At 66.1% G+C, this 25,614-nt stretch carries 28 protein-coding genes and 1 tRNA gene; 5 read left to right on the top strand and 24 right to left on the bottom strand.

Annotation, left to right across the window (positions count from 1 at the left end; translation table 11 throughout):
• Window positions 1-7: 7 nt before the first annotated feature.
• From IPK66_16645 to thiS, 4 genes are all read right to left on the bottom strand, one after another.
• Window positions 8-382 (bottom strand): 6-carboxytetrahydropterin synthase, encoded by a 375-nt coding sequence (locus IPK66_16645; GenBank protein ID MBK8176821.1) that lies wholly within the window; start codon window positions 380-382, stop codon window positions 8-10.
• A gap of 11 nt (window positions 383-393) precedes the next feature.
• Entirely contained in the window at window positions 394-1,032 is a 639-nt protein-coding gene (gene queE / locus IPK66_16640; GenBank protein MBK8176820.1) for a 7-carboxy-7-deazaguanine synthase, read from the bottom strand.
• A 323-nt stretch (window positions 1,033-1,355) separates the two neighbouring features.
• Window positions 1,356-1,429: transfer RNA gene (locus tag IPK66_16635), tRNA-Gln, on the bottom strand.
• A gap of 216 nt (window positions 1,430-1,645) precedes the next feature.
• Complete coding sequence (thiS, locus tag IPK66_16630) at window positions 1,646-2,644, bottom strand: sulfur carrier protein ThiS (protein MBK8176819.1); 999 nt, start codon at window positions 2,642-2,644, stop codon at window positions 1,646-1,648.
• Window positions 2,645-2,828: 184 nt separating this feature from the next.
• On the opposite strand from thiS, the gene aroQ reads away from it, so the two are divergent.
• From aroQ to IPK66_16610, 4 genes are read left to right on the top strand one after another with little or no spacing between them, the layout of a single operon-like run.
• Window positions 2,829-3,281, top strand: coding sequence for a type II 3-dehydroquinate dehydratase (gene aroQ / locus IPK66_16625; GenBank protein ID MBK8176818.1), 453 nt, complete (start codon window positions 2,829-2,831; stop codon window positions 3,279-3,281).
• Window positions 3,282-3,298: 17 nt separating this feature from the next.
• Window positions 3,299-3,787, top strand: coding sequence for an acetyl-CoA carboxylase biotin carboxyl carrier protein (locus IPK66_16620; protein ID MBK8176817.1), 489 nt, complete (start codon window positions 3,299-3,301; stop codon window positions 3,785-3,787).
• 6 nt (window positions 3,788-3,793) lie between these two features.
• Window positions 3,794-5,137, top strand: coding sequence for an acetyl-CoA carboxylase biotin carboxylase subunit (accC, locus tag IPK66_16615; protein ID MBK8176816.1), 1,344 nt, complete (start codon window positions 3,794-3,796; stop codon window positions 5,135-5,137).
• Window positions 5,133-5,816: a leucyl/phenylalanyl-tRNA--protein transferase gene (locus IPK66_16610; protein MBK8176815.1), complete on the top strand. Its 684-nt coding sequence runs from the start codon at window positions 5,133-5,135 to the stop codon at window positions 5,814-5,816. The genes accC and IPK66_16610 overlap by 5 nt, the downstream gene beginning before the upstream one ends.
• Here IPK66_16610 and IPK66_16605 read toward each other — a convergent pair.
• From IPK66_16605 to IPK66_16585, 5 genes are read right to left on the bottom strand one after another with little or no spacing between them, the layout of a single operon-like run.
• Window positions 5,738-6,145 carry a DUF2155 domain-containing protein gene (locus tag IPK66_16605; GenBank protein MBK8176814.1) on the bottom strand — a complete coding sequence of 136 codons (408 nt, stop codon included), beginning with the start codon at window positions 6,143-6,145 and terminating at the stop codon, window positions 5,738-5,740. The two genes, IPK66_16610 and IPK66_16605, sit on opposite strands and share 79 nt — an antisense overlap.
• The gene (locus IPK66_16600) at window positions 6,145-6,927 is read right to left on the bottom strand and encodes a methyltransferase domain-containing protein (protein ID MBK8176813.1); all 783 of its coding nucleotides are present in this window, start codon (window positions 6,925-6,927) and stop codon (window positions 6,145-6,147) included. Before IPK66_16600 ends, IPK66_16605 begins: the two co-directional genes overlap by 1 nt.
• A gap of 7 nt (window positions 6,928-6,934) precedes the next feature.
• Window positions 6,935-7,396: an MCE family protein gene (locus tag IPK66_16595; protein ID MBK8176812.1), complete on the bottom strand. Its 462-nt coding sequence runs from the start codon at window positions 7,394-7,396 to the stop codon at window positions 6,935-6,937.
• Window positions 7,396-7,932, bottom strand: a complete 537-nt coding sequence (locus IPK66_16590) for an MCE family protein (protein MBK8176811.1) — start codon at window positions 7,930-7,932, stop codon at window positions 7,396-7,398. Before IPK66_16590 ends, IPK66_16595 begins: the two co-directional genes overlap by 1 nt.
• Window positions 7,917-8,282, bottom strand: a complete 366-nt coding sequence (locus tag IPK66_16585) for an NADH:ubiquinone oxidoreductase subunit NDUFA12 (protein ID MBK8176810.1) — start codon at window positions 8,280-8,282, stop codon at window positions 7,917-7,919. Before IPK66_16585 ends, IPK66_16590 begins: the two co-directional genes overlap by 16 nt.
• Before the next feature lie 375 nt (window positions 8,283-8,657).
• On the opposite strand from IPK66_16585, the gene IPK66_16580 reads away from it, so the two are divergent.
• A complete protein-coding gene (locus IPK66_16580) occupies window positions 8,658-12,428 on the top strand; it encodes a vitamin B12-dependent ribonucleotide reductase (protein ID MBK8176809.1) in 3,771 nt (1,256 codons plus the stop codon).
• 828 nt (window positions 12,429-13,256) lie between these two features.
• Here the strand turns inward: IPK66_16580 and IPK66_16575 are convergent.
• The 15 genes from IPK66_16575 to ccmA all read right to left on the bottom strand — a co-directional run bounded on the left by IPK66_16575 (window position 13,257) and on the right by ccmA (window position 25,590).
• Window positions 13,257-13,700 (bottom strand): hypothetical protein, encoded by a 444-nt coding sequence (locus IPK66_16575; GenBank protein ID MBK8176808.1) that lies wholly within the window; start codon window positions 13,698-13,700, stop codon window positions 13,257-13,259.
• A 151-nt stretch (window positions 13,701-13,851) separates the two neighbouring features.
• Complete coding sequence (locus IPK66_16570) at window positions 13,852-14,211, bottom strand: hypothetical protein (protein ID MBK8176807.1); 360 nt, start codon at window positions 14,209-14,211, stop codon at window positions 13,852-13,854.
• A 264-nt stretch (window positions 14,212-14,475) separates the two neighbouring features.
• Window positions 14,476-15,597, bottom strand: a complete 1,122-nt coding sequence (locus IPK66_16565) for a hypothetical protein (protein MBK8176806.1) — start codon at window positions 15,595-15,597, stop codon at window positions 14,476-14,478.
• Between the two features lie 251 nt (window positions 15,598-15,848).
• Entirely contained in the window at window positions 15,849-16,064 is a 216-nt protein-coding gene (locus tag IPK66_16560) for a hypothetical protein (protein MBK8176805.1), read from the bottom strand.
• Window positions 16,065-16,147: 83 nt separating this feature from the next.
• Window positions 16,148-16,687 (bottom strand): NUDIX hydrolase, encoded by a 540-nt coding sequence (locus tag IPK66_16555; protein MBK8176804.1) that lies wholly within the window; start codon window positions 16,685-16,687, stop codon window positions 16,148-16,150.
• Between the two features lie 194 nt (window positions 16,688-16,881).
• Complete coding sequence (locus tag IPK66_16550) at window positions 16,882-18,075, bottom strand: phosphoglycerate kinase (GenBank protein ID MBK8176803.1); 1,194 nt, start codon at window positions 18,073-18,075, stop codon at window positions 16,882-16,884.
• Window positions 18,076-18,347: 272 nt separating this feature from the next.
• Window positions 18,348-19,568: a c-type cytochrome biogenesis protein CcmI gene (gene ccmI / locus IPK66_16545; GenBank protein ID MBK8176802.1), complete on the bottom strand. Its 1,221-nt coding sequence runs from the start codon at window positions 19,566-19,568 to the stop codon at window positions 18,348-18,350.
• On the bottom strand, window positions 19,565-20,122 hold the full coding sequence (locus IPK66_16540; GenBank protein MBK8176801.1) for a cytochrome c-type biogenesis protein CcmH: 558 nt from the start codon (window positions 20,120-20,122) through the stop codon (window positions 19,565-19,567). Before IPK66_16540 ends, ccmI begins: the two co-directional genes overlap by 4 nt.
• A complete protein-coding gene (locus IPK66_16535) occupies window positions 20,086-20,673 on the bottom strand; it encodes a DsbE family thiol:disulfide interchange protein (protein ID MBK8176800.1) in 588 nt (195 codons plus the stop codon). The genes IPK66_16540 and IPK66_16535 overlap by 37 nt, the downstream gene beginning before the upstream one ends.
• Window positions 20,670-22,655: a heme lyase CcmF/NrfE family subunit gene (locus tag IPK66_16530; protein MBK8176799.1), complete on the bottom strand. Its 1,986-nt coding sequence runs from the start codon at window positions 22,653-22,655 to the stop codon at window positions 20,670-20,672. Before IPK66_16530 ends, IPK66_16535 begins: the two co-directional genes overlap by 4 nt.
• 61 nt (window positions 22,656-22,716) lie before the next feature.
• Window positions 22,717-23,211 (bottom strand): cytochrome c maturation protein CcmE, encoded by a 495-nt coding sequence (gene ccmE, locus IPK66_16525; GenBank protein MBK8176798.1) that lies wholly within the window; start codon window positions 23,209-23,211, stop codon window positions 22,717-22,719.
• Window positions 23,201-23,413, bottom strand: a complete 213-nt coding sequence (gene ccmD / locus IPK66_16520; protein MBK8176797.1) for a heme exporter protein CcmD — start codon at window positions 23,411-23,413, stop codon at window positions 23,201-23,203. Before ccmD ends, ccmE begins: the two co-directional genes overlap by 11 nt.
• A gap of 13 nt (window positions 23,414-23,426) precedes the next feature.
• A complete protein-coding gene (locus tag IPK66_16515; protein ID MBK8176796.1) occupies window positions 23,427-24,146 on the bottom strand; it encodes a heme ABC transporter permease in 720 nt (239 codons plus the stop codon).
• A gap of 119 nt (window positions 24,147-24,265) precedes the next feature.
• Window positions 24,266-24,931: a heme exporter protein CcmB gene (ccmB, locus tag IPK66_16510; protein ID MBK8176795.1), complete on the bottom strand. Its 666-nt coding sequence runs from the start codon at window positions 24,929-24,931 to the stop codon at window positions 24,266-24,268.
• Window positions 24,928-25,590: a heme ABC exporter ATP-binding protein CcmA gene (gene ccmA, locus IPK66_16505; GenBank protein MBK8176794.1), complete on the bottom strand. Its 663-nt coding sequence runs from the start codon at window positions 25,588-25,590 to the stop codon at window positions 24,928-24,930. Before ccmA ends, ccmB begins: the two co-directional genes overlap by 4 nt.
• Window positions 25,591-25,614 lie beyond the last annotated feature (24 nt).

The following is a 25,614-nucleotide window of genomic DNA, read 5'->3' as shown; positions in this document are numbered from 1 at the left end:
TCCGCGATTATCGGCGCGTCTGGTTGTAGCCACGGTAGACGCACGATTGCCGGCACGACGGCCGACGCACGGTCACGCGGGCGAGGCCCGAAAACTGCGGCGCCAGCCGCTCCCAGGTCCAGATGGCGATGTTCTCGAGGCTGGGGACCTCGAGACCGGGAACGTCGTTGAGCAGCGTATGGTCGAGCTGCCGGCGCAGCTCGTCACTCGCCGCTTCCAGCGCGGCCAAATCAACGACGAAGCCGGTCGCGGGATCGGGATCGCCGGCGATCGCCACCTCGACGAAGAACGAATGGCCGTGCATCCGCCGGTAAAGGTGTCCTTCAGGCTGATGCAAGAAGTGGTGGGCGGCGTCGAAGCCAAACTCGTAGGCGATTTCCATGCACGCGGTCATCAAGGGATGCTCAGGATCTTGTGGGTCTGCAAGCTCAGGCGCCAGCGCGGATGGGCGAGGCAGTAATCGAGCGCGAGCCGTATATTGCGCATCTGCTTCGGCCCGTCCATCGGCTGCAGCACGAAGTGCGCGAAGTCGAGCGCCTCGAACGCCGACGGGTCGAGCCCCTCCTGCGGGAAGACGAACTTGAGTTCGTCGCCACATCGCAACGTCAGCGGCGCCCGTCCTTTCGGACTGACACACACCCAGTCGAGGCCAGCCGGCGCCGCGATCGTACCGTTGGTCTCGACGGCGACAAAAAAGCCACGGGCATGCAGCGCCGAGATCAGCGCACCGTCCGCTTGAAGCAGCGGCTCGCCGCCGGTCAGCACCACGAACGGCCGAACAGAGCCCGCCTGCGGCCAATGTCCGGCGATCGCACCGGCAAGCGCGTCGACCGAAGCGAATCGCCCGCCGCCCGGCCCGTCGACGCCGACGAAATCGGTATCGCAGAACGTGCAGGTGGCCCCAGGCCGATCGTCCTCGCGCCCGCTCCACAGGTTGCATCCGGCGAACCGGCAGAACACCGCTGGCCGGCCGGCCTGCACGCCTTCGCCCTGCAGCGTGTAATAGATCTCCTTGACCGAATACGCCGTCACCGCTCCCGCCTCGGCGCCCCTCCCCGCGCGCCCGGATATGCCTCAAAGCGTCGTTATAGGGCGAATTCTCGACGCACGCGCGATAAACCCGCCGGCGTTACGCCTCCGGGCACCACGGCGATGGCGCCCACAAACCCCGCTCACGCGCCAGCGGGCACGAAAGACCCGCCGGCACTTGGGTCTCCTTCAATCGAAGGGCGCATCACAAGCTCCTCAGGGAACCCGCGACCTTCCATCAACCCTTTGATTTCTTAATCGAAAATACCACAAACGCCACCCACCGAAAGAACGGCGGCAACGCGATGTCAACGATGCGTGCGGTTTGGCTGGGGGACCTGGATTCGAACCAGGGCTGTCCGGTCCAGAGCCGGAAGTTCTACCGCTAAACTATCCCCCAATTTTGGCTCAGCTCTTAATCGCGTGCCGCGTTTTCGATGGGAGCCGCAGATGGATGCGCATCGTCGCGGCGCAAAGTAGGCGTAAACCGCGGCGCGGGCAATAACAACGCATCGCTTTTGTCACAATCCTCCCTGCCGCCCCGCCGCTCGCGACAACCGTTCCGACCTCTTCGGCAACGGACGCGCGACACCGGCCGAGCATGCGCCATCGCCGGTCAGATCAGGCCAGCGAGCGGTGAGGAGGGATCGGCGTAGCGCTTCTTTGCCATCCGCCCGGCGCAATAGGCGAGGCGCCCGGCCTCGATCGCCAGTTTCATCGCCCGCGCCATCCGCAGCGGATCCTTCGCCTCCGCGATCGCCGTATTCATCAGCACACCGTCGCAACCAAGCTCCATTGCCACCGTCGCATCGGAGGCGGTGCCGACACCGGCGTCGACGAGCACGGGGACCGAGGACTGCTCGATGATCAGGCGAATGTTCACCGGGTTCTGAATGCCGAGTCCGGAGCCGATGGGCGCGGCGAGCGGCATGATCGCAACGCAGCCGAGATCCTCCAGACGCTTGGCCAGGATTGGATCGTCGCTGCAGTAGACCATCACCTTGAAGCCTTCGCTGATCAACAGCTCGGCCGCGGCCAACGTCTCGATCATGTTGGGAAACAGCGTCTTCTGATCGCCTAGAACCTCCAGCTTGACGAGATCCCAGCCACCCGCCTCACGCGCGAGGCGCAGCGTGCGCACGGCGTCGGCGGCGGTGTAGCAGCCCGCAGTGTTCGGCAGGTAGGTGTAGCGTTTGGGATCGACGTAATCGACCAGCATCGGCTGACTGCGGTCGGTGACGTTCACCCGGCGCACGGCAACCGTGACGATCTCCGCGCCGGAGGCCTCGATCGCGCGAGCGGTCTCGTCGAAGTCCTTATATTTGCCGGTCCCGACCAGCAGCCGCGAGCAATAGGACCGCCCGGCGACGATGAGCGGATCGTCGTCTCCCACGATGGGAAGCACCGTGTCCGGCGCGCCGCCGCCGATGAAGTGAACGATCTCGATCCGGTCCCCCTCGGCGAGGGCCTGCGCGTCGTACCCTGACCGGGGTACGATTTCGAGATTACGCTCGACCGCCACCTTGCGGGCGTCAAGGCCACAATCGGCGAGAAATTGCGCCACTGTCATCGGCGCGCTGATCACCTTGGCTTCGCCGTTTACCGTCACCTGCATGGCAAGCAGACGCTCCGTGCTCTGTTCACAAAAGACGTGACGCCGAAGCGCCGTCCCGTGCCGGTTAACATATTCGACCTGTCGCGTTACACAAGCCCGTGGTCGTGCTATGACCCACTGACGTGGCGTCGAGGGCGAGCGGTCGCTCTGTGGTCGTCGCGCGCGATCAAGTGAGCCGAGATCGATGCTGCCCAAGGTTCTCATCCTCAACGGTCCCAATCTCAACCTTCTGGGAACCCGCGAGCCGGCAATCTACGGCGCGGCGACGCTGGCCGACGTCGAGGCGTCGTGCCGCCGCCGGGCGGCATCGCTGGGGCTTGAGCTCGACTTCCGCCAGAGCAACCATGAGGGCCAGCTCGTCGACTGGATCCAGCACACGCGCGGTACCGCCGCGGCGCTGATCATCAATGCCGCCGCCTATACGCATACCTCGATCGCCATACACGACGCCCTCGCGGCCGTTTCGATTCCGGTAATCGAGGTCCACCTCTCCAACATCTTCAAGCGGGAAAGCTTCCGCCATCACTCGTTCGTCTCGGACGTCGTCAACGGCGTTGTTTGCGGCTTCGGCGGCTTCGGCTATGAGATGGCCCTCGATGCTGCGGCGCGCCTGATCGACGAGCGCCCCCTCAACTGAAGTCATCGGACACCTCCATGACGCATGAGAAAAAGTCGTTCGGTCCCGAGATTGAAGTCGTTCGCCAATTGGCGGGCGTTCTCGTCGATGCCGGGCTGACCGAGATCGAATACGACACCGGCGGCTGGCGCGTGCGCGTGGTCAAGGCGCCCGCGCCGGTGATGGCGACGACGGTCGCGGTTCCCTCCGCCGCTCCGTCTGTTGCGCCCGCTCCGTCCGCGCCCGCCGGGGACGCCGCCGCGCCGCGCGAGGGCGATTCGCTGGCTGACCATCCCGGGATTCTCGCATCGCCGATGGTCGGCGTCGTTTATACCGCAGCAGACCCGGCGGCACCGCCGTTCATCAAGGTCGGCGATGTCGTCGCCGTCGGCGATACCGTGCTACTGATCGAGGCGATGAAGGTGTTTAACCCGATCAAGGCCCATCGCAGCGGACGCATCGAGCGCATCTTCGTGACCAGCGGCATGCCCGTCGAGTACGGCGAGCCCCTGCTGCTCATCGTCTGACCTCCCGTGTTCAAGAAGATCCTCATCGCCAATCGTGGCGAGATCGCGCTGCGCATCCAACGCGCCTGTCGCGAAATGGGAATCCGCTCGGTCGCCGTGCATTCGACTGCTGACGCGCACGCGATGCATGTTCGCCTCGCCGACGAATCGATCTGCATCGGCCCGCCGCCGGCGCCGGAGAGCTACCTGAACCCGGTCGCAATCCTCACCGCCGCGGCGATCAGCAATGCCGAGGCGATCCATCCCGGTTACGGATTCCTGTCCGAGAACGCCGACTTCGCCGCGATGGTCGAAGAGCACGGCATCGCCTTCATCGGCCCCTCGCCCGACCACATCCGGCTGATGGGCGACAAGGTCGCGGCAAAGCGGTTGTGCCGCGAGGCCGGCATCCCCGTGGTGCCGGGTTCCGATGGCCCGATCACCAGCGAAGAGCAGGCGCGGGCCACCGCCACGGAGGTCGGGTATCCGGTGCTGGTCAAAGCGACCGCGGGGGGAGGCGGCCGTGGCATGAAGGTGGTCAATGCGCCGGAGGACCTGGCCTCGGCACTGGCGATGGCAAGCGCTGAAGCCAAGGCGGCGTTCGGCAACGGCAACGTCTATCTTGAAAAGTACCTCGTCCAGCCGCGACACATTGAGGTCCAGATCCTCGCCGACCGGCACGGCGCCGTCGTTCACCTCGGCGAGCGCGACTGTTCATTGCAGCGCCGCCACCAGAAGGTGCTCGAGGAGTCCCCGTCGCCGGCGCTCAATGCCGAAGCGCGCGCCCGCATCGGCGCGATCGCGGCGGCGGCGGCGGCACGAATCGGCTATCGCAGCGTCGGCACCTTTGAATTCCTCTACGAGGACGGCGCGTTCTACTTCATCGAGATGAATACCCGACTGCAGGTCGAGCACCCGGTCACCGAGATGGTCTGCGAAATCGACCTCGTCCGCGAGATGCTGCGCGTGGCCGCGGGGTTGCCGCTTGGCTTTGCCCAGGAAGACATCCGCTTTTCCGGACATGCGATCGAATGCCGGATCAACGCCGAGAACCCGCGGACATTCGCGCCGTGCCCCGGCCGCATTGCCGACTACCATCCGCCGGGGGGCCTCGGCGTGCGCGTCGATTCGGCGCTCTATTCCGGCTATTCCGTCCCGCCCTATTACGACAGCATGATCTCCAAGCTGATCGTCCACGGACCGGACCGTGCCATCTGCCTCAGCCGCCTGCGCCGGGCACTCGATGAATATGTGATTACCGGTATTGAGACGACTCTTCCGTTGCACCAGACTCTCGTCCAGGCGCCACGCTTCATCGCTGGCGACTATACGATTCACTGGCTGGAGCGCTTCGTGCGAGGTGACGATTAGACGACTTTCCGATGCCGAACGGCTGACACCGGAAACGGTGCTACGCGCGTATTCGATCGGCATCTTTCCGATGGCCAGCCACCGGGGCGATCCGACTGTGCACTGGGTCGCGCCGGCGATGCGTGGAGTCCTGCCTTTAGGATCGTTCCACATCGCCCGAAGGCTGCGCCGGATTCTGCGCTCGGAGCGTTTCACCGTTCGCTGCAATACGGCCTTCGCCGAGGTGATCGCGGCCTGCGCCGCGCCGCGCGAGGGTCACCCGGAGACGTGGATCAATACCGAGATCAACCGCGTGTTCTGTGAGCTGCACCGGCTGGGGCACGCCCACAGCGTCGAAACCTGGCTGGATGGCCGCCTCGTCGGCGGCCTTTATGGACTGGCGCTGGGCGGGGCGTTTTTCGGCGAGAGCATGTTCTCGCACGCGACCGATGCCAGCAAGGTGGCGCTCGTCCACCTTGTCGCGCGTCTGCAACTCGGCAGATTCACCCTGCTCGACATCCAGTTCATCACCGATCATCTCAAACAGTTCGGCGCAGTCGAGATTCCGGCGCCTACCTACCTTCAGGTCCTTGACGAGGCCCTGCGCCGCCGCGCCTGCTTTTACGGCGATCCGCCGCCGGAGGCGCTGGACTCGGTATTCTCGGCACTGTTCTCGCAGTCCAGCACCCAGATATCGTAGACTGGATGCTGCAGTGCCGAGACGCCGGGGCTCGAGGCGAACATCCAGCCGTGAAAGACCTCGACCGCCGGCTGCTCGGCGCGAGTCTCGATGATCTTGAGGAACGCGGCCGCCTCCGGCGGCTCTTCCGGCGGCCGTTTGTCGCACACTTCCGTGGTTATCTCGAGCGCACCGAAGTGAACCGGCGTGCCCACCGGCGCCCGCAGCGTCGTCACCCGCGCGGTCACCTTGTCGAGCGCCCGCAGGACCGCGACCGGATAAGGATCGGCGCGAGCGACGGCCGCGATCGCCAGCAACGGCGAGAGAGCCGCGAGCAGCACTCTTCGCATCACCCTGCCCCATTCCTTGTGTCCACCCCCGCCGCCCGAAAGGCGCGAAATCGCAGGCGGACGTAATCGATCGTCCAGGTGCCGTCGTCGGATCGAGCGCTGGGCGCGAGGCAATCGCGGACGGCATCGATGACCGATGCGCGCGCGTCGGGCGCGACCGCGCCGAGAAAGATGCCCGCGAACGTGTGCAGCCAGTCACCGATATCCCCCGGCAACGGTGTCGGGCGGGGAAAAGCCTTCACGAAATCGATTTCAAACCCCGCAGTTTGCAGGATGGCACGGAACTCCGCCTCGGTGGGAAAGACCCACGGATTGAGCGCGGTCAGATCAACGCCCTGCCGCTGCAAGACATCATCCAGCGCAGCGACGACGCTGGCAACGTTGCCCGCGGCACCGAACTCGCCGATGAAGCGGCCGCCCGGCGCGAGCGCGCGGAACACCCGGCGGCAAACCGCGTCGAGGTCGCCCATCCAGTGCATCGCGGCGTTGGTGAACACCGCATCGAACGCCGCGACGAAGGCGAGCGAACGTCCATCGCCGACGCGGGCATCGAGGCCGCGCGCGCGCGCCGCGTCGACCATCGCCGCGCTGGAATCAACGCCGATGATTTGGACACCCGAGGCGGCGATGCGCTCCGTCAGCGCGCCGTCACCGCAACCGAGATCGAGAACACGCTCGCCTGGTCGTACCGCCAGCAGATCGATCAGCGGGGATCCGAGCTCGGGCACGAAGGACGCATTGCGCGCGTACGCCTGCGGGTCCCATTGCTGCGCGCTCGTCATTGCCGGCTTATTTCGGCTGCTCGGACTTGCCGGTGGCGAGGAAGATGATCTCGCCAACCTGGTCCTCCAGCGAGCGGAAGCCGCGCGTCTCCTTGATCGACCCGCCGGGTGGAATGGTCTGGGTCGAGGTCCCCGGCAGCAGCCGCAGATAGCGCCCGCCAAGGGGACCCTCGCTGGCGATCGCGGCGACGGTATCCTCGGGCAGCTTGATCTGCTCGTCGATCTTCACGGTTACGACCGCATCGTAGGTGTGCGGGTCCAGCCGCCGATCCGACACCGTCCCCACCTTGATGCCGCTGATCCGCACGTCGCTGCCGACGGCGAGGCCGCCGACCTTGCCGAAGGTGGCGTTGAGCGTATAGCCCGGCGTCGAGCGCGCCTGGGTCATTTCATAGGCGAACGAGACGAAGACGGCGGCGACCAGCAGCACGACCGCGCCCATGACGGTTTCAAGGACGTTTCGGCGCATCAGTGCGGGTCCTCTTCGCCGGCGGCCCTGGCGCGCGCCCGACCCTCGGCGATGATCAAATCGAGAAGCTCACTTACGATCAGCGAATCCTGGGTGAAGATCAGCACACCGCCCTCGGAGACCATGTCCTCGGACCCTCCCGGCTCGAGCACGACGAATTTGCGGCCGAATAGTCCATCGGTGTGAATCGCCACCGAAGTATCGGTGGGAACGCGCACGTCGTCGTCGATGCGCAACGCCACCCGCGCCCGGAAGTCGCTGTCCAGTTCAAGGCTGTCGACCTGCCCCACCGGAATTCCGGCGAGTTCCACCTCGTCGCCGACGTGCAGGCCATCGATGCGATTGAACGGGGCGAAGATACGATAGCTGTCCGCGCCGCCGGACACGTCGCCGAGCGCACCCAGGTAGGACAGTACGACAATGGCGGCGAACACTCCGGCCGCCGCAAGCCCGACGAGGATTTCCCGCGCCTCGACCTGACCGATCCGCTCGACGTTCTCCGCGCTGCTCACCGTGAGCGTCAATCCGGCGTCCATGCCTCGTAATCACCCGTCGCCCGGGCGCGCACGCCGCCGCTCAACTCATGCCCCTTGGGGCGGTAGGCGTAGGGCGTGCCGGTCAGATTCGGCAGGTGCGGCTTCTGCCATGGGCGCGCGTTCGCGGCACGCTCGGTGAGCGGCTCGGCGCTGATGTGATGCAGCCAGGCGTGCCACTCCGGCGGCACCTTGCTCGCTTCGTCGATTCCCTTGAACACGACCCAGCGGCGCTCGCGTCCGTAGAGTTTCTGCCGCTGGCGGCGCGAACGGTAGTAACGGTTGCCGAACGCATCGTCACCGACGCGCTCTCCGAACATCCATGTGTAGATCAGCGTTCCGATCGTCGACATTATTTTCGCAAAAAGACCAAGAGACGCGCGTGGCTGCGCAGGAAGCGGCGGCACTATGGCATCGGCGACGGCGCGCGTCCAGCCCCGCTGGCGCATGCGCGGGGCCGGCGCGACGGCGGCGCCATCATCCGTCCTTCCATCGCCAGATATGGTTCGGATTGGGCCATCCGGGTCACACATCTTGTTGCGTCTCCGAGACCCCCTGAATATAGTGGCTGCTGCGGTTGCGACCACGTCATCTAGCGTCTCGAGGCCGCACCGTCAAAATGGCTTCGCTCCCTTTCGGGGACAGTGCGGTACGCGCGGATTACCCCTCCGCCGCTCTCCGCCGCAGTCCCCGGCTGGAACGCCCACGCAGAACGGAGGCTCTTGTAGATGCGTTTTTCCCGGCTCTTCACCCACCCGGACCGTTCGCCCTATGCCTCCATCGAATTCCGCGAGGTGTGCAGCGAGATCCGCAATCCCGATGGCTCGGTGGTGTTCCGCCAGGACAACGTTGAGGCGCCAGCCGCGTGGTCGCAGGTCGCCTGCGACGTGCTGGCGCAGAAGTACTTCCGCAAGGCGGGAGTCCCCTGCCAGCTCGCCCCGGTGGCGGAAGAGGGCATTCCGGCGTGGCTGTGGCGGCGCGAGGCGGACGCGGCGGCGCTGGCGCGGGTACCGGAGGGGGAGCGCAGCCGCGGCGAGCGCAGCGCCGTCGAGGTCTTCGACCGCATGGCCGGCACCTGGACCTACTGGGGCTGGAAGGGCGGCTATTTCGATACCGAGGCCGACGCCCGCACCTTCTACGACGAACTCCGCTACATGCTGGCGACGCAGAAGGCGGCGCCGAACTCGCCGCAGTGGTTCAACACCGGCCTGCACTGGGCCTACGGCATCGACGGTCCGGCCCAGGGCCACTTCTACGTCGATCCCCGCACCGGTGACGTCGAAGCCTCGGCCTCGGCCTACGAGCACCCGCAGCCGCACGCCTGCTTTATCCAGAGCATCGACGACGATCTGGTCAATGAAGGCGGGATCATGGACCTGTGGGTGCGCGAGGCGCGCCTGTTCAAGTACGGCTCCGGCTCGGGAACCAACTTCTCGCGCGTGCGCGCCGAGAACGAGCGGCTGTCGGGCGGCGGCAAGTCGTCGGGCCTGATGAGCTTTTTGAAGATCGGTGACCGGGCAGCGGGTGCGATCAAGTCCGGCGGCACCACCCGTCGCGCAGCGAAGATGGTGGTCGTCGACGTCGATCACCCGGACGTCGAGCAGTTCATCGGCTGGAAGGTGCGCGAGGAGCAGAAGGTGGCGGCGCTGGTCACCGGCTCGCGCCTCGCCCGCCGCCAGCTCGAGGCGGTGATGCAGGCGTGCTGGGACGGCGAGGACGGCGTTGAGGACGGCTGCGACGGCACCTTGGCCGGTGATGGCGCGCGCTTCGATCCATCGGCCAATGCGGCCCTGCGCGCGGCGATGCGCGCGGCGCGCAAGACGCTCATCCCCGAGAGCATGATCCAAAGGGTGATCGAACTCGCCCGCCAGGGACGGCGCACGGCGGACTTTCCTGAGTTCGACATCGACTGGGATTCGGAAGCCTACCTGACCGTCTCCGGCCAGAACGCCAACAACAGCGTGCGGGTGACCAACGCCTTTCTCGAAAAGGTGCTGCAGGACGGCGAGTGGGCGCTGATCCGGCGCACCGATGGCACGGTCGCCAAGCGGGTGCGCGCCACCGCCCTGTGGGCGCGGATCGCCGAGGCCGCCTGGGCCTGCGCCGATCCCGGCGTGCAGTACGACACCACGATCAACGAATGGCACACCTGCCCGGAAAGCGGGCGGATCAACGCCTCGAACCCGTGCTCGGAGTACATGTTCCTCGACGATACCGCCTGCAATCTCGCCTCGCTCAACCTGCTCGCCTTCCAGAGCGAGGACGGCAGCCTCGACGTCGAAGCTTTCGCCCATGCGGTGCGGCTGTGGACCGTCGTTCTCGAGATCTCGGTGATGATGGCGCAATACCCGTCGCGCCGGATCGCCCGCCTGTCCTACGAATTCCGCACCCTCGGCCTCGGCTTCGCCAATATCGGCGGTTACCTGATGGCTGCGGGCCTGCCGTATGATTCCGACGAAGGGCGCCACCTGTGCGCCGCCGTCAGCGCGCTGATGACCGGCGAGGCCTACGCCACCTCGGCCGAGCTCGCCGCCGGGCTGGGCGCCTTCCCCCGCTTCGCCGAGAACCGGGCGGCGATGTTGCGCGTCGTGCGCAACCATCGGCGCGCCGCCCACGGCGAGGCGCGCGACTATGAGGGCCTGTCGGTCCTGCCGGTCCCGCTCAACGCCGACTTCGTTCCCGACGAGGCGCTGGCCGAGGCGGCCGCTGACGCCTGGGACCGGGCGCTGGCGCTGGGCGAGGCCCACGGCTTTCGCAACGCGCAGACGACGGTGATCGCGCCAACCGGCACCATCGGCCTGGTCATGGACTGCGATACCACCGGCATCGAGCCCGACTTCGCGCTGGTCAAGTTCAAGAAGCTCGCCGGCGGCGGCTACTTCAAGATCATCAACCAACTCGTTCGCGTCGCCCTCGCCCGCCTCGGCTATGACGATGACGACATCGCCGGTATCGAGCGCTATGCCGTCGGCCACGCCACTCTGCGCGGCGCGCCGGCGATCGGCCACGCGGCGCTGCGCGCCAAGGGCTTCGGCGACGAGGCGATCGCCCGCATCGAAGCCGCCCTCGCCGATGCCTTCGATATCCGCTTCGCCTTCAACAAGTGGACGCTGGGCGAGGCGTTCTGCGTCGAGCGCCTCGGCATCGACGCCGCCCGGCTCGATACCCCCGGCTTCTGCCTGCTGACGGCGCTGGGATTCTCCAAGGCCGAGATCGACGCGGCCAACACCTACGTCTGCGGAGCGATGACCGTCGAGGGCGCCCCCGGCCTCGATCCCGCCCACCTCCCGGTCTTCGACTGCGCCAGCGCCTGCGGGCGCACCGGCACCCGCCACCTCTCGGTCGAAAGCCACATCCGCATGATGGCGGCGGCGCAGCCGTTCATCACCGGCGCCATCTCCAAGACCATCAACATGCCGCACGCCGCCGCCATCGACGACTGCGCGCAGGCGTACCTGCTCGCCTGGCATCTCGGGCTGAAGGCGACCGCGCTCTACCGCGACGGCTCGAAGCTCTCGCAACCGCTCTCCGCCGCCGTGCTCGACGAGGAGGCGGACGAGATCGTCGATTCCCTCGCCGCCTCGATTGCTCAGCCGGCGCCGGTGCGCGCCGAGATGCTGAGCGAGCGCCTTGTCGAGCGCCTCGTCGGCCGCGCCGAGACAAAGATGGCGCGCAACTCCCTGCCCAACCGCCGCAAGGGCTATACCCAGAAGGCCAAGGTCGGCGGGCACAAGGTTTACTTGCGTACCGGCGAATACGAGGACGGCCGCCTCGGCGAGATTTTCATCGACATGCACAAGGAGGGCGCCGCCTTCCGCTCGCTGATGAACAACTTCGCCATCGCCATTTCCATCGCCCTGCAGTATGGCGTGCCGCTCGAGGAATATGTCGACGCCTTCACCTTCACCCGCTTCGAGCCCGCCGGCCTCGTCGAGGGCAACGATACCATCAAGAACGCCACCTCGATCCTCGACTACATCTTCCGCGAACTCGCCGTCTCCTATCTCGGCCGCTTCGACCTCGCCCACAACCAGCCGCAGGACATCACTCCCGATACCGTCGGCCGCGGCGACGCCGAGGGCGGCCTGCGCGACGGCGAGGACCCTATGCCGTTCGTCAAGCGCTTCGCCTCCAAGGGCTATGTCCGCTCGCGCTTCCGCGTCTACGAAGGCGCCGCGCGCGGCGCCGCCGCGCCGGCGGCTGGCGCACCGGTCATCGCCACTCCGGTCGCCACGCCGGCCGTCTCCGGCGCCGTGCGCGCCGAAGCGGCGGCGATCGTCACCACCACCCAGAGCGAGACCACCGTCCTGTTCGCCGGTAACGCCGCCATCGCCGAGCCTGCCGCCAGCGACCTCGACGACTCCGCCGCCCTCGCCCGCATCGCCCGCCTCAAGGGCTACGAGGGCGATAGCTGCGGCGACTGCGGCAACTTCACCCTCGTCCGCAACGGCACCTGCCTGAAGTGCATGACCTGCGGCAGCACGACGGGGTGTTCGTGAAGGATACTTCGGCATCACGGGTGGACCTGCTCGGCAATGTTAAGAAGAGATGCACCTATTGCGGCACAAACACACAGCTTACTATGGATCACGTTCCACCAAAGTGCCTGTTTCCATCGCCAAGGCCAAGTGACTTAATCACTGTACCGAGTTGTTGTCGGTGCAATAGCGGTTTTCAGCTTGATGATGAATATTTTTTCTTTGTGTTGTCCGTGCTTTCTAACGGCCGTGAGACACATGCAGGACAGATCCTCTTCCAGAAGACTGTTCGCAATTTTCGACGGCCAGAAAAGGTAGCCTTCAAGAAAAAAGTATTGAGAGGCTTGCGAAAACTTCCCGTGACGTCAGATGGGGGAGTGTACCTTGGAGAGACATGGGCGATACGAATCGAGCCGCTTAGACTAAAAGCGACAATGAGTAGAATTGTCAGGGCGCTCGTGTGGAAAGAATGTTTATCAACATCTAACAGATATGTCGTAGATATTTTCTTTGCAGATTGGCTTAAATCTGCAGTTTGGAAAGACGATACGATAAGAGATATTATACAGATATTGGTAGACGTGCCGCTTAAGGGTTTGCGATGCGGCCAATTTCGTTACAGATACGTAACGACTAATGAAGATGAAAATACTTCATTTTGGTGGATAACTTTTCACCATAAGTTGCATTTTTTTGCAATCGTGCACCCTCCCACATTATTGATTCCACATGACCCGTAGGCTGGAATGAGCGGAGCGAATTCCACCGGCTCCGGGCACTCCGACCGTCGATCCCTTTGTTTGGCGGTAGTGGTGGGGGGTCCAACCCCGACCGCACATCGCCGCGGGCTTACCGATACAACGGCTCGCAGTGATAGTGGCCGGCGATGGTGGCCACGCTGCCCGCGGCGAACGGGCGGATCGGGGCGTTCCACACGCGGGCGGGGGTGGCGTTGAGCTCCGCCTCGTTGGCGCCGCGGCTGGTTAACACCCGTTGATAGGTGCGAGCGATGCAGTCGGCGACATAGGCGTTGGCATCGAAGCTCGAATAGTCGCCGGTTGCCGAGTAGATCCAGTAAAATACCTTGTTGAGATCGCCCGGATCATACTGATCGCCGTCGCCGCCTCTGTAAAAGTCGCGCCGGTTGAACGTCTTGATAAAGAACGCCATCTCGCTCCATTGCCCCTCGTTGCCCCCGGTCCGCAGCCGGATCGGGTAAGGCGGGGTATCAGCGGCGGACGGGGCGCCCGTGCTTGCCAGCAACTGCACCATCGCCATGATCGGCTTGCGCATTGTCCGCCTCCTTTCCGGGTCAGCCATCACATCCCATTTCCCGCCAATGATGGCGCGTCTTTGTTGAAGGCAGCGTCGGTGTTGAACCGCGCCGCGATTATACCTCATTGGCCAGTGGGAAACGGTGCGTGCCGCTGCGCGGGACGGCACCCTACGGCATGCACGTGATCTTAACCTTTGCCCGGCATGATCCGGCGCCATGTCGGATTATCGGCGATTGCGCATACCCGGCGGGTGCTGGTTCTTCACCGTCGTCGCCGCGGATTTGGGCTCGGATATGCTGGTGCGGCATATCGACGTCCTGCGCGAGGCGGTGCGCGCCGTCCGGCGGACACGTTCGTTCCGCATCGATGCCTTTGTCGTCCTCCCCGACCACCCGCACGCGCTCTGGACCCTGCCCGCCGGCGATGACGACTTCCCGACCCGCTTGGCGGCTGATCAAGAAGGCGTACTCGCTGCGTCTGCCGAGCACCGAGCCGCGCTCGCCGAGCCGGCGCAGTGGGCCGTACACGACCTTCGTCGCCGATCCCGTCCGGCCGACGCCGTGTTCGCCAAATGGTTGACTTTCGCGCTCCGCCCGCTTATGTTCTTGTTATGTTCCAGCTATGACGCATGGTGTAGACTGCAAAATGAGCGACAAATGATGACGTGCGCGACGTGTGCGCGCACGCCCATTCATAAAGATCAATGTGTTGTCGAAAATAACCCGGCCCGGGGCGGCGCGTTACAAGGTCACAACGCGCCGCTTTCGCCGCGGAACCGAATCGAGAGCCGCCTATTTGGCGATGGTTATGGGAATGCTGACGTTCTCGATCGTGCCGACGGCGGTCTGGAACAGCACGCTCAACAGATTGAACGAGGTCCGGTCCCAGAAAGTGTCGTTGACGGTATAGTAGCGGCCGTCGAAGTAAACTGAGGGCAAATCGCTTTTCGGCGCCTCGTTGGAGGCGTTGATCTTCAAGATCTCGGCGGCGCCGCGCTCGAACGGCCCGGTGCGGGGATCGGGGGCGACCTCGTACTCCCTCGTCTCGCCGAGGCTGCTGGCGAGAAAGCCCAGCATCTGCAGCATGCTGCGCAGCTTGATTGCGCCCGTCAGCGCAAAATCGCCGCCGGGGCCATCGGGGCGAATCTCGACATAGGCGAAACCGGCAGGATTTAAGCGGATGCGCTCGTTCAGCTTGAATCGCTCCCGGTCGCTCAGCGCCATCGGATCGAAGTTGGAAACGAGAACGCGACCGCCGCTCAGCCGGGTGAGTTCGAAGCCGCCGTCCGGCTTCTGGCGCCAGCGGAGCCCCATGTTGTAGCCGTTGTTGATGTCCTCCGGACGCGGCATCGTCTTGACGTCGTCGACGAGGACTTCATCGAAGATCAAGGAGCGGACGAAGAGCTGGCGATTGTCGTTCAGCCACTGCAGATGGTCGGCGATGCGGCGGAACTCCTCGTATTCACGCGGGTGCCCGGGGCTGTTCTCGATGAAGCGCACGAAGCGGCCATCGGCGGCCTGCACCTCGATGCCCGAGCCCATCAGCCGCATGACCTGCTCGATGCGGCCGCCCTGGAAGACGAGGAACTCAAAGACGGTATCCTTGAACGGCGTGACCACACGCTTGGTGAACTCCTCGCCGTAGACGGGAATGATACTGAACGTCGGGTTCTCGGATGCGCTCTCGCCAAGATTGAAGCTGAGGAAATCTATGCCCCGCGGCTCCTGGATCTGGCCGCCCACGCCCATTGTCGTCGTCCAGTCGAAGGTCGCGGCGATGCTCGACGTCGAGGTGAAGTGAACGGTATCGCCGCGGGAGACGCGGGCGATATTGAGCAGAAGGATCTTCTCGTCGAGGGTCTTGGCGACTTCGTCGTAGCTCAGCACCTGCTGTTCGAGGACCGGCGGGCCCATGCAGCCGCCAATCGCGAGCGCCGATGCAACACTGAGGATTCCGCCTGCAAGGCGATGGCAAGAAGACAACGATCTTCGCTCCCGGCTGGTTGTGGAATGAATCGGATGGCATCGAGATCGGACGATGCGGATGAGAAAGGAGGCAGGCTCAGCCCGGACTTGCGCCGCCGGTAGCACCGGTAGCAATCGCGCGGCGCCGGTGGAAGCGTGCAGATCCGGCTAATCGGACTGAGGCGATTTAATCCCGATGATCAGACCCGGACGTCGAGATAGTACCCCGGCGGGACGTCGCGGCGTAGCGGCTGGCCGGACGAGAGCTGCCGGTCGAGGCGCTCGAACGCCTGGCGGGAGGCGGCGTCCTGGTCATAGTGGGTCGAAAGCGCACGAACTTCGGCGGCGCGCGCAGTGGCGTAGCTGTCCTTGCCGCGCGAGCGGGGCGTCGAAGCGGCGTTGGCGATCGTGTTCATCGGCTCGATCATGACGGCGAAGGTCTCACGACGGGTGTTAACACCAAGTCAACGTCGACGCGGTCAAAAAGCTCCCCCGCAGATCAACGCGCGCTGACATGTGCGGGCATCGGCGCCGTCGCGGCATAGACACCGGGTCCGTCGCCGGCACGGTAGCGCTCCAGCGACCAGCGAACCGAGGGAAAGGCGAGCTCGTCCCAGGGAATATCCTGCCAGGTGACGAGCTTGACCGCTTCGCTCTCCACTCCCGGCGCGAACTCCGGGGCGATCATCGTCGCGCGATAGATGATGTTCACCTGGCTGATGTGCGGGATCTCATAGATACCGAGCAGCTCCTTGACGATCACCCGCGCCTGCGCCTCCTCCCAAACCTCGCGCGCCGCGCCGGCCGACGATGTCTCTCCCAGTTCCATGAAGCCGGCGGGGATCGTCCACAGCCCCAGCGCCGGGGCGATCGCCCGCTTGCATAACAAGATCGAGGACTGCCAGGTGCAGACGGCGCCGACGATGACCTTAGGATTGGCGTATTCGATATAGCCGCAGTCCGGACACACCAACCGGGTGCGATTGTCACCTTCGGGAATGACCTCGACCGAAGGACCTCTGCCCGCTTTTTCAGTCATGCCGCAAGTGTGACAATCCGGCCGCGCCGAAGCAAGCGCAAGAACGGGTGACCTTCAGTGCCCCGACGCCACCGCCCCGCGCTGGACCGCCAATTAGCGGATGCGGGGCGGCCTGGGCCTGCTGGAACCAGCCGGCGGAAGGGCGGAGCGGACCGCGGGCCCCAACGGGAGCGGAGCCCGGGTTTTGCGGGACCTTACTTGCGCAGAACAGCGACGCCCGGAAGCGTCTTGCCCTCGAGCCATTCGAGGAACGCGCCGCCCGCGGTCGAGATGTAGGAGAAGTCCTCCTCGACCCCGGCATGGGCGAGTGCGGCCACGGTGTCGCCGCCGCCGGCGACGCTCATCAGCTTGCCTTCCTTGGTGAGAGCGGCCGCCGCTTGCGCCACCTTGTTGGTGCCGTTGTCGAAGGGCGTCACCTCAAAGGCGCCGAGCGGACCATTCCACATCAGCGTCTTCAGCCCGGCGAGACGGGCACTGAGATCGCCGATCGACTTCGGGCCAACGTCGAGGATCATCTTGTCGGCCGGAACCGCATCGACGCCGACGCAATCCGACGCAGCGCCTTCCTTGAACTCGCCGGCGATGATGGCGTCAGACGGCAGGACGATCTCGCATCCGGCCTTTTGCGCCTTTTCCATGATCGCCCGGGCGTTATCGAGCATCTCGTGCTCGCACAGCGACTTGCCGACGTCCTTGCCCTGAGCGGCAAGAAAGGTGTTTGCCATCGCGCCGCCGATGATGATCTGGTCGACCTTGGCGACGAGATTGCCGAGAACATCGAGCTTGGTCGAAATCTTCGCGCCGCCGACGAGCGCCGCCGCCGGGTGTGCCGGTGCCTCCAGGGCCGCCGACAGCGCCTCGATCTCGGCCTGCATCAGCCGGCCAGCGCACGACGGGATCAGCTTCGCCAGCGCCTCGACCGAGGCATGCGCCCGGTGGGAGCAGGAAAATGCGTCGGAGACGAGAATATCGCCCATCTCGGCCAGCTTCTTGGCGAACTCCGGGTCGTTCTTCTCTTCCTCGGCGTAGAAGCGCACGTTTTCGAGCATGGCGAATTCGCTGGGCTTTACCGCGTCGACCACCGCCTTGGCCTCGGGACCGATGCAGTCGGGCGCGAACGCCACCGGCTTGCCCAGGGCCGCCGCCAACGCTTCGGCGACCGGCGCCTGGGTGAATTCGAGGTTCTTCTTGCCCTTGGGCCGGCCGAGGTGGCTGAGGATAATCACCTTGGCGCCCTTGCCGGCGAGTTCTTGCAGCGACGGCACGGTGCGGTCGATGCGCGTGGTATCGGTGACCTTGCCGTTCTTCATCGGCACGTTGAAGTCAACGCGAACGAGGACTCGTTTGCCGGCGACGTCGAGGTCGTCGATGGTTCTGATCTCTGCCATGGCTGCTCAACCCTCCCTTCATGCCGCTCCGATAAGCCCGCAAGGCGGCCAGCGGCGAAACGCCGGGAGCTTCCGCGACCGCATAACCGTTCCTGGTTTGCCCGGTGGCAGTCCGTTTTCGCCCGCGGCGGCATTGTCTGCCGCTCTCGGAACCTGCGATCCGCGCTTTATGGGGAGAAGCCGACGAAAAGGCAAGCGTCAGCCTCGGCATGCCACGAATGTTTCACTTCGATGCCGGCCGGTGCCACGCGCGCGCTTCGCGCCCGCCAGGTTTATCGCTGCTCCAACTCGGCGATGCGTGCGCGGGCCTGTGCCGCCTTGTCGGTCTCGCCCAACACGTCGTAGGCACGGGCGAGCCGGCGCCAGCCATCGAGATCGTCAGGCTCGTCGTTGAGGCGCGCGGCGAGGCGGTCGACCATCCCGCGGATCATCTGCGTGCGGGCCTGCGGCGTCATCTCTGCAGCTGCGGCAACGTCGCTGTCGGAGGGCCCCGGAGTCTCAGGCCCCGCCCCCGCAGGACCTGAGTCCGCGGAACCTGAGCCCGGCTCGGATGGCAACGCGTTCGCCTCGGCAATCCGCTTGCCCAAGACCAGCGCTTCGGGCGACGGCTTGACCTCCGAAAGATCGATTCCACCTTTCTCAGCCGCCTGGTCGAGATGCGCCTTGACCACGGCCACCCACGGGGCGTCGGGCGGCGCCATCGCCAGAAGATCGGTCCATCCCTGCGCCGCGGCGCGCAGATCGCCCTGCTGCGCACGATCCAGCGCCAGCATGAAGCGAGCCTGTGGACTGGACGGGTCAAGCGCCAGCAGGTGCTGCAGCCCCGCCCGCGCCGCATCGCCGATGCGCCCGCCGGCAGCGGCGATCTGCGCCTCGGCAAGGGCGGCGACGACCTCGGGCACATCCGCGGCCAGGGCCTGCGCCCGGCTCAGCGCGGTGATCGCCTCGTCATAGCGATCGAGACTGAGATAGGCGCGCCCAAGAAGGTACCAGCCGCCCGCGTCGTCGGGCTGCTGTTCCAGACGCTGGGCAAGCTGCGTGATTGCCGCCTCCATCGATACCGGGGCTTCTCCCGAAGGCGGCGTGCCCGCCAGTTCCGCCTGCCGCGCCGCGAGCGGCTGATCGTGGTTGCCCGGTGCGCCGAGGGCGGCGTAGATGAGCGCTGCCGCCGTCGGCAGGACGACGACGAGGGCAGCGGCGACAAGACGGCCACCGCCCCGGCCCGGGGTCTTCGGCGGGGGCGCATGTTCGATCGCGTCGCCCGCCGCGAGCATCCGGCGCTTGACCTCGTTGCGCGCCGCCTCGGCCTCGCTCGCGCCGAGCAGTCCCCGCCCCTGATCGCGATCGACCTCGGCGAGCTGGTCACGAAAGACGCGCAGGTCGAAGTGCGCGCGCGTCGGCACGGACGGTGGCTGGCGCCGCAAAAGGGGCACTAGCAGCAGCGCGAGCGTGATCAGCGTGAGCACCGCGGCAAGGGCGAAAAACAGGCTCACGCGTGCCGATCCTCCGGTGGTGAAATCGTCGAACTCGGGTTTTCGCCCGCCGCTGCCATCAGCCGGGAAAGTCGGCCCTCGTCGGCCTGATCGAGCGGCGCGTCGATCGCCGCTGCCCGGGCCGTGGGCGCGGCAGCCGCACGCCGGCGGCGATAATAGAGCACGAGCGCGCCGGCGCCGATGACCAGGATCGCCGGCGGCCCCAGCCACAACGCATAAGTTGCCGGCTTGAGCGGCGGGCGAAGCAGCACGAAGTCGCCGTAGCGCGAAACGACGTAATCGATCACCTGTTGATTGTCGTCGCCGGCGCTCAGCCGTTCGCGCACCAGCCGGCGCAGGTCGCGGGCGAGGTCGGCGTCACTGTCGTCGATTGACTGGTTCTGGCAGACGAGGCAGCGCAGTTCGCGGCCGATCTCGCGCGCGCGCGCCTCGAGCGCCGGATCGCTCAGCACCTCCTGCGGCTCGACCGCCAGCGCTGGCGGCGTGATCAGCGCCAGCAGCAGGCCGAGCGCCGCGATCAGCCGCCTTGCTGCAGGCGACGGACGATCGGCCATAGCGTTTCCTCCCAAACCTGTGGGGTGATCGGGCCGACGTGCTTGTAGCGGATAATGCCCTTGGCATCGACGATGAAGGATTCCGGCGCGCCGGTCACGCCGAAGGCGATCGCTGCCCGGCTCTGCGGATCGTCGCCGACCAGCGCATAGGGATCGCCATGCTGTCCCAGCCATGCCGGCCCGGCCTTGGCGTCCTTTTCTCGCCAGTCGATGCCGAAGATAGGCACGCTGCCCTGCTGCGCCAGTTGGGTTAAATAGGGATGTTCGATCTGGCAGGCGATGCACCAGGAGCCGAAGACGTTGACCAGCGAGACCTGCCCCTGCAGATCCGCCGAGGAAAATCCGCGCTCGCGACCGCCGATCGGAGCGAGATCGAACGGCTCGACCTTCTGGTCGATCAGCACCGAGGGAACCGCATGCGGGTCCATGCCGAGACCCGCCCAGAAATACGCGGCAAGAACGCCGAACAGGGCGAGCGGCAACAGATAGGGCAGGCGCCGGACGAACGCCCGGCTACCACCACCGTTGCTGCCGACGCCGGTGCTGGTCATTCCGCCGCCGCTCCGGCGGCCACGGCGGCGCGGCGGCGGGCGGGCGCGCCGATGCGAAAGCGCCGGTCGGACAGGCTGATGACGCCACCCGCGAGCATCAGGCCGATGCCACCCCAGATCCAGCCGACAAGCGGATTGAAATAAATGCGGCTGACGAACGCGCCGTTGCTCTGCGGCTCGCCGATGACGACGTAGAGATCGCCGAGGACGGTCGGGCGGATCGCCGCCTCGGTGGTCTGCTGTCCCTCGAGCGCGTAGGACCGGCGCTCCGGTCGCATGATCGCCACCGGACGGCCGCCGCTGCGGACGGCGAAGTTGCCGCGAAGCGCCCGATAGTTCGGCCCCTCACTCTCGTCCGCCCCCTCGAAGGTGATTGTATAGCCGGCGATGTCGATATGATCCCCCGGCCGAACGGCCTGGATGCGCTCTTCCTTCCACGCCGCTGATGCGCTCATCCCGGCGATGGCGACCGCGAGGCCGGCGTGGGCCAGCGTCATCCCCCACGTCGCCCGCGACAGGCCACCAGCCCGGCCGAGGCTCGTGCGCGGCGATACGGAAAAGAGGCCGATACGCCGCGCAAATGCGATGAGCGTGCCGGCAAACAGCCAGCCCGCCAGCCCGAGGCCAAGGAGTCCGAGTAGGCTGCGTCCGCCATAGCCGCCCCAGCCGAGGACGACGGCGCCGGCCGCCACCAGGCCCGCCAGCCACAAGGTGCGCAGTGCCGCGGCAAGATCCGCCCGCTTCCACGGCAGCAGCGGGCCGACGGCCATGGCGATAATCAGCGGCGCCATCAGCGGGATGAACACGGCGTTGAAAAAGGGCGGGCCGACCGAGACCTTGGCGCCGCCGGTCGCCTCGAGCATGAGCGGATAGAGCGTGCCGAGCAGAACCGTCGCGGCGCCGGCGCTGAGCAGCAGGTTGTTGATCAAAAGGCCGCCCTCGCGCGAGATGGGCTGAAACAGTCCGCCCGCGGGCAGTTGCGGCCCACGCCAGGCGAACAGCGCGAACGAGCCGCCGATGGCGACGATCAGCAAGGCGAGGATGAAGACGCCGCGAGTGGGATCGGTGGCGAACGCATGCACCGAGGTGAGCACGCCGGAGCGGACGAGGAAGGTGCCGAGCAGGCTGAGCGAGAAAGTGACGATGGCGAGGAAAACCGTCCAACCCTTCAGCGCGTCACGCTTCTCGACGACGATCGCCGAGTGCAGCAGCGCCGTGCCGGAGAGCCACGGCAGCAACGAGGCGTTTTCCACCGGGTCCCAGAACCACCAGCCGCCCCAGCCAAGCTCGTAGTAGGCCCACCACGAGCCGAGACCGATGCCGCAGGTCAAAAATACCCAGGCGGCGAGCGTCCACGGCCGCACCCACCGCGCCCAGCCGGCATCGACTCGGCCCTCGATCAGCGCCGCGACGGCGAAGGAGAACGCCATGGAGAAGCCGACATAGCCGAGGTAGAGGAACGGCGGATGAAAGGCGAGGCCCGGGTCCTGCAGCAGCGGATTGAGGCCCTGGCCGTCGATCGGCGGCGGATCGAGGCGCTCGAACGGATTCGACGTCAGCAGGATGAACAGGTAAAAGCCAATGGCGATCCACGACTGCACCGCCAGCGACCGCGCGCGAAGCCCAGGCGGCAGGTTGCCGCCGAACGCCGCCACCGTACCGCCGAAAACGGTAAGGATCAGCACCCAGAGCATCATCGAGCCCTCGTGATTGCCCCAGGTGCCGGCGACCTTGTAGAGCATCGGCTTCGCCGCGCTCGAATTCATCGCCACGTTCAGCACCGAGAAATCGGAGACGATGTGCGCGTGCATCAGGCAGCCGAACGAAATGGCGATCAGCATGAACTGCGCCAGCGCTGCCGCGGGAGCGATCGCCATCCACTCGGGCCTGGCCCGCGCCGCGCCGATCATCGGCAGCGTTCCCTGGACGAGGGCCACGATCAGCGCCAGAATCAGGGCGAAATGGCCAATCTCGACGCTCATCGCCCCCGCTCCCATCGCCCCTGCCCCGCCGCGCCATGCGCCCCGTGCGCCCTCGCGCCGATCATTGCGCCGGCCTTTGGACCGCGCTCAGACCGGGAAGCTGCCCGGCGTCCTGCATGCTCTGCTTGATGCCCTGCCACTGGCCGGACTTCTTCAGGGCTTCGGCGACTTCAGGTGGCATGTACTTCTCGTCATGTTTGGCGAGCACCTGATCGGCGGTGAGCACGCCGTTGTGCATGCGGCCCTCGACGACGACGCCCTGCCCTTCGCGGAACAGATCAGGCAGGATGCCGGAATAGGTCACTGCAACGTCGTTCGCGAGGTCGGTCACCCGGAAGCGCACCTGTGCGCCGGTGCCGTGCAGGACGCTGCCCTCCTCGACCAGGCCACCCAGCCGCAGGCGGCGATCGAGCGGCACCTTCTGCTCGGCGATCTCCGTCGGCGTATGGAAGAAGACCACCGAGTCATCAAGCGCGTTGAGGACGAGGAACGCCGCCAGCCCGAGGATGCCAAGCCCGACGCCGACGAAGACGAGTCGTTTGTGTCTAGGCTTCACGCGCGATCCTCCGCCGTCTGGTTACCGGAGCGCCCGACTCGGCCGCCTGACGCTCCAGCGCATCGAGCGCGGCCTTGCGCGCCCGCAGCGAACGCAGACTGGCGATCAGCAGCGCCGCGAGCACGAGGATGGTTATGCCGAAGGCCGGCCAGACATAGCCGCCGTAGCCGCCCATTTCGAAGTAGGTTTCCAGCCCGTCCATTCAACGCGTACGCTCACCCGTGGACCTGACGCAGCCGTACGCCGCGGATTTTCCCGGCGATGATCTCGCCATGCAGACGCAGCAGCATCACCCAGAAGTAATAGCACGTGAAGGCCGCAGCCATGACCAGCAGCGGCGCCAGCATGCTCGCATCGATCGTGGGACCGCCCATGCGTATGACGCTCGCCGGCTGGTGCAAGGTGTTCCACCAGTCGACGGAGAACTTGATGATCGGCACGTTGACGAAACCGACGATGGCGAGAATCGAGGCCGCACGCGCACCGCGCGCCGGATCGTCGAACGCGCCCTCCAGCGCCATGTAACCGAGATAAAGAAAGAACAGCACGAGCATCGACGTCAGGCGGGCGTCCCACACCCACCACGCTCCCCACATCGGCTTGCCCCACAGCGAGCCGGTGAGCAGCGCGAGAAAGGTGAAACACGCGCCGATGGGCGCCGTCGCCTTGCCTGCCATTTCGGCGACCGGATGCCGCCAGATCAGCCCTACCGCCGAGGCGACGGCCATGCTGGTATAACAGAACAGCCCCATCCATGCCGCCGGAACATGCACGTACATGATGCGCACGCTCTCACCCTGCTGGTAGTCCGGCGGGGAGGCAAGCAGCGCGAGGTACATGCCGACCGCCATCAGGACGGCGGTCGCCCCGGCCAGCCACGGCACCAGCGGGCGGCTGAGGCGCATGAACCGATTGGGATTGGCGAGACTCTGCATACTTTTTCCGACTGCCCACGGCCGCACCAGAGAAGCGAACCGGCATCACACCTACACCGCGCGCCGTTGTCGCGTCTATGACCTAAACCGCATAAACGACGAAAGCGCCCGCGGTCCGCTCAGGTGAGCGCCTGGCGTGCCGCCGCCGCCGCGGTCACCGGTGCCAGTACCGATGCGCCGGCCAGCACCCCGCCCAGCAGCATCAGGTGCGGACGCACCGCGAAGCCGAAGATGGCGGCATCAATCGCACTCACCGCGAAGATCAGTAACGGAATATAGAGCGGCAAGACCAGCAGCGCCAACAGGACGCCGCCGCGGCGGGCGCCGAGGACGAGGGCCGCGCCCACCGCACCGATCAGGCTGAGACTTGGCGTGGCAAGCGCGAGGGCGGCAATCATTACCGGCAACGCGCGCAGATCGAGCTGCAAAAGGACCGCCAGCACGGGTGAGACAGCGATGAGCGGCAAGCCCGTCGTCAGCCAGTGCGCCAGAACCTTGGCAAGGACGGCGACGGCGAGCGGCAGCGGTGATAAGGCGATCTGCTCGAGCGAGCCGTCCTCGTAATCCGCCTGGAATAGCCGCTCGAGTGACAGCAGGGCCGCGAGCAGGGCCGCGACACAGATGATCCCCGAGGCGATGCGCGCCAGCATCTGTGGCTCGGGACCTACGCCCAGCGGAAACAGCACGCAGGCGAGGACAAAGAACAGAACGGCCATAAGGCTGTCCATCCCCTGGCGCAGGGCGAGGCCGAGATCGCGGCGGACCAATGCCGCCGCCGCCGTCAGCAAGCCGGAAGCTCCGTCGTGCTGCCAGCGAACGCGCCGAGCCCGCCGAGATCGAGCGTGCTCGCGCCCGGCGGGTGGGCGCCGCCGTGTAGCGCCATCGCCACCATGCCACCGCGACGCCGCTGCCCGGCGATCGCCTCGTCGAGCAGGCCGATCGCCTCGGCGTCAAGCGCGGTGCGCGGCTCATCGAGAAGCCACAATGCGGCCGGCGCCACCAGCAGCCGGGCGAGCGCCAAGCGCCGCCGCTGCCCGGCGGAGAGATAACGCCCGGGAACGTCGGCGAGATGGTCGATGGCGAACGCCGAAAGCGCATCGAAGCAACGCTCCTCGGCCGCCGCGCGTCCGCCCCACAGCACCGCCCAGGTGCGCACGTTCTCAATTACGGTGAGCGGCGGCTTGATCGCATCGGCGTGCCCGACATAGCGCACCCGGCGACGGTGAGCCTCGAGATCACGCACCAGCAGTTCTCCGTCCCACATCAGCGTGCCCGCGACCGGTGCCAGGAACCCGGCCATCATCCGCAGCAGGCTCGACTTACCAGCGCCGTTGCGCCCGACAAGCACCATCGCGCCACCGCTATCGAGGCAGAACGACAACGCGGCGAACACCAGTCGTTCGCTGCGCACGCAATCGAGTCCGCTGCCGGAAAATTCTGCCATCTCGCTCCGATCCGCGGCTCACCC

The organism is Rhodospirillales bacterium, assembly GCA_016712595.1.
Lineage (GTDB): Bacteria > Pseudomonadota > Alphaproteobacteria > Rhodospirillales > Defluviicoccaceae > Defluviicoccus.
Note: the sequence above shows the minus strand (reverse complement) of the source record. Positions and strands in the feature narration are given on the sequence as shown.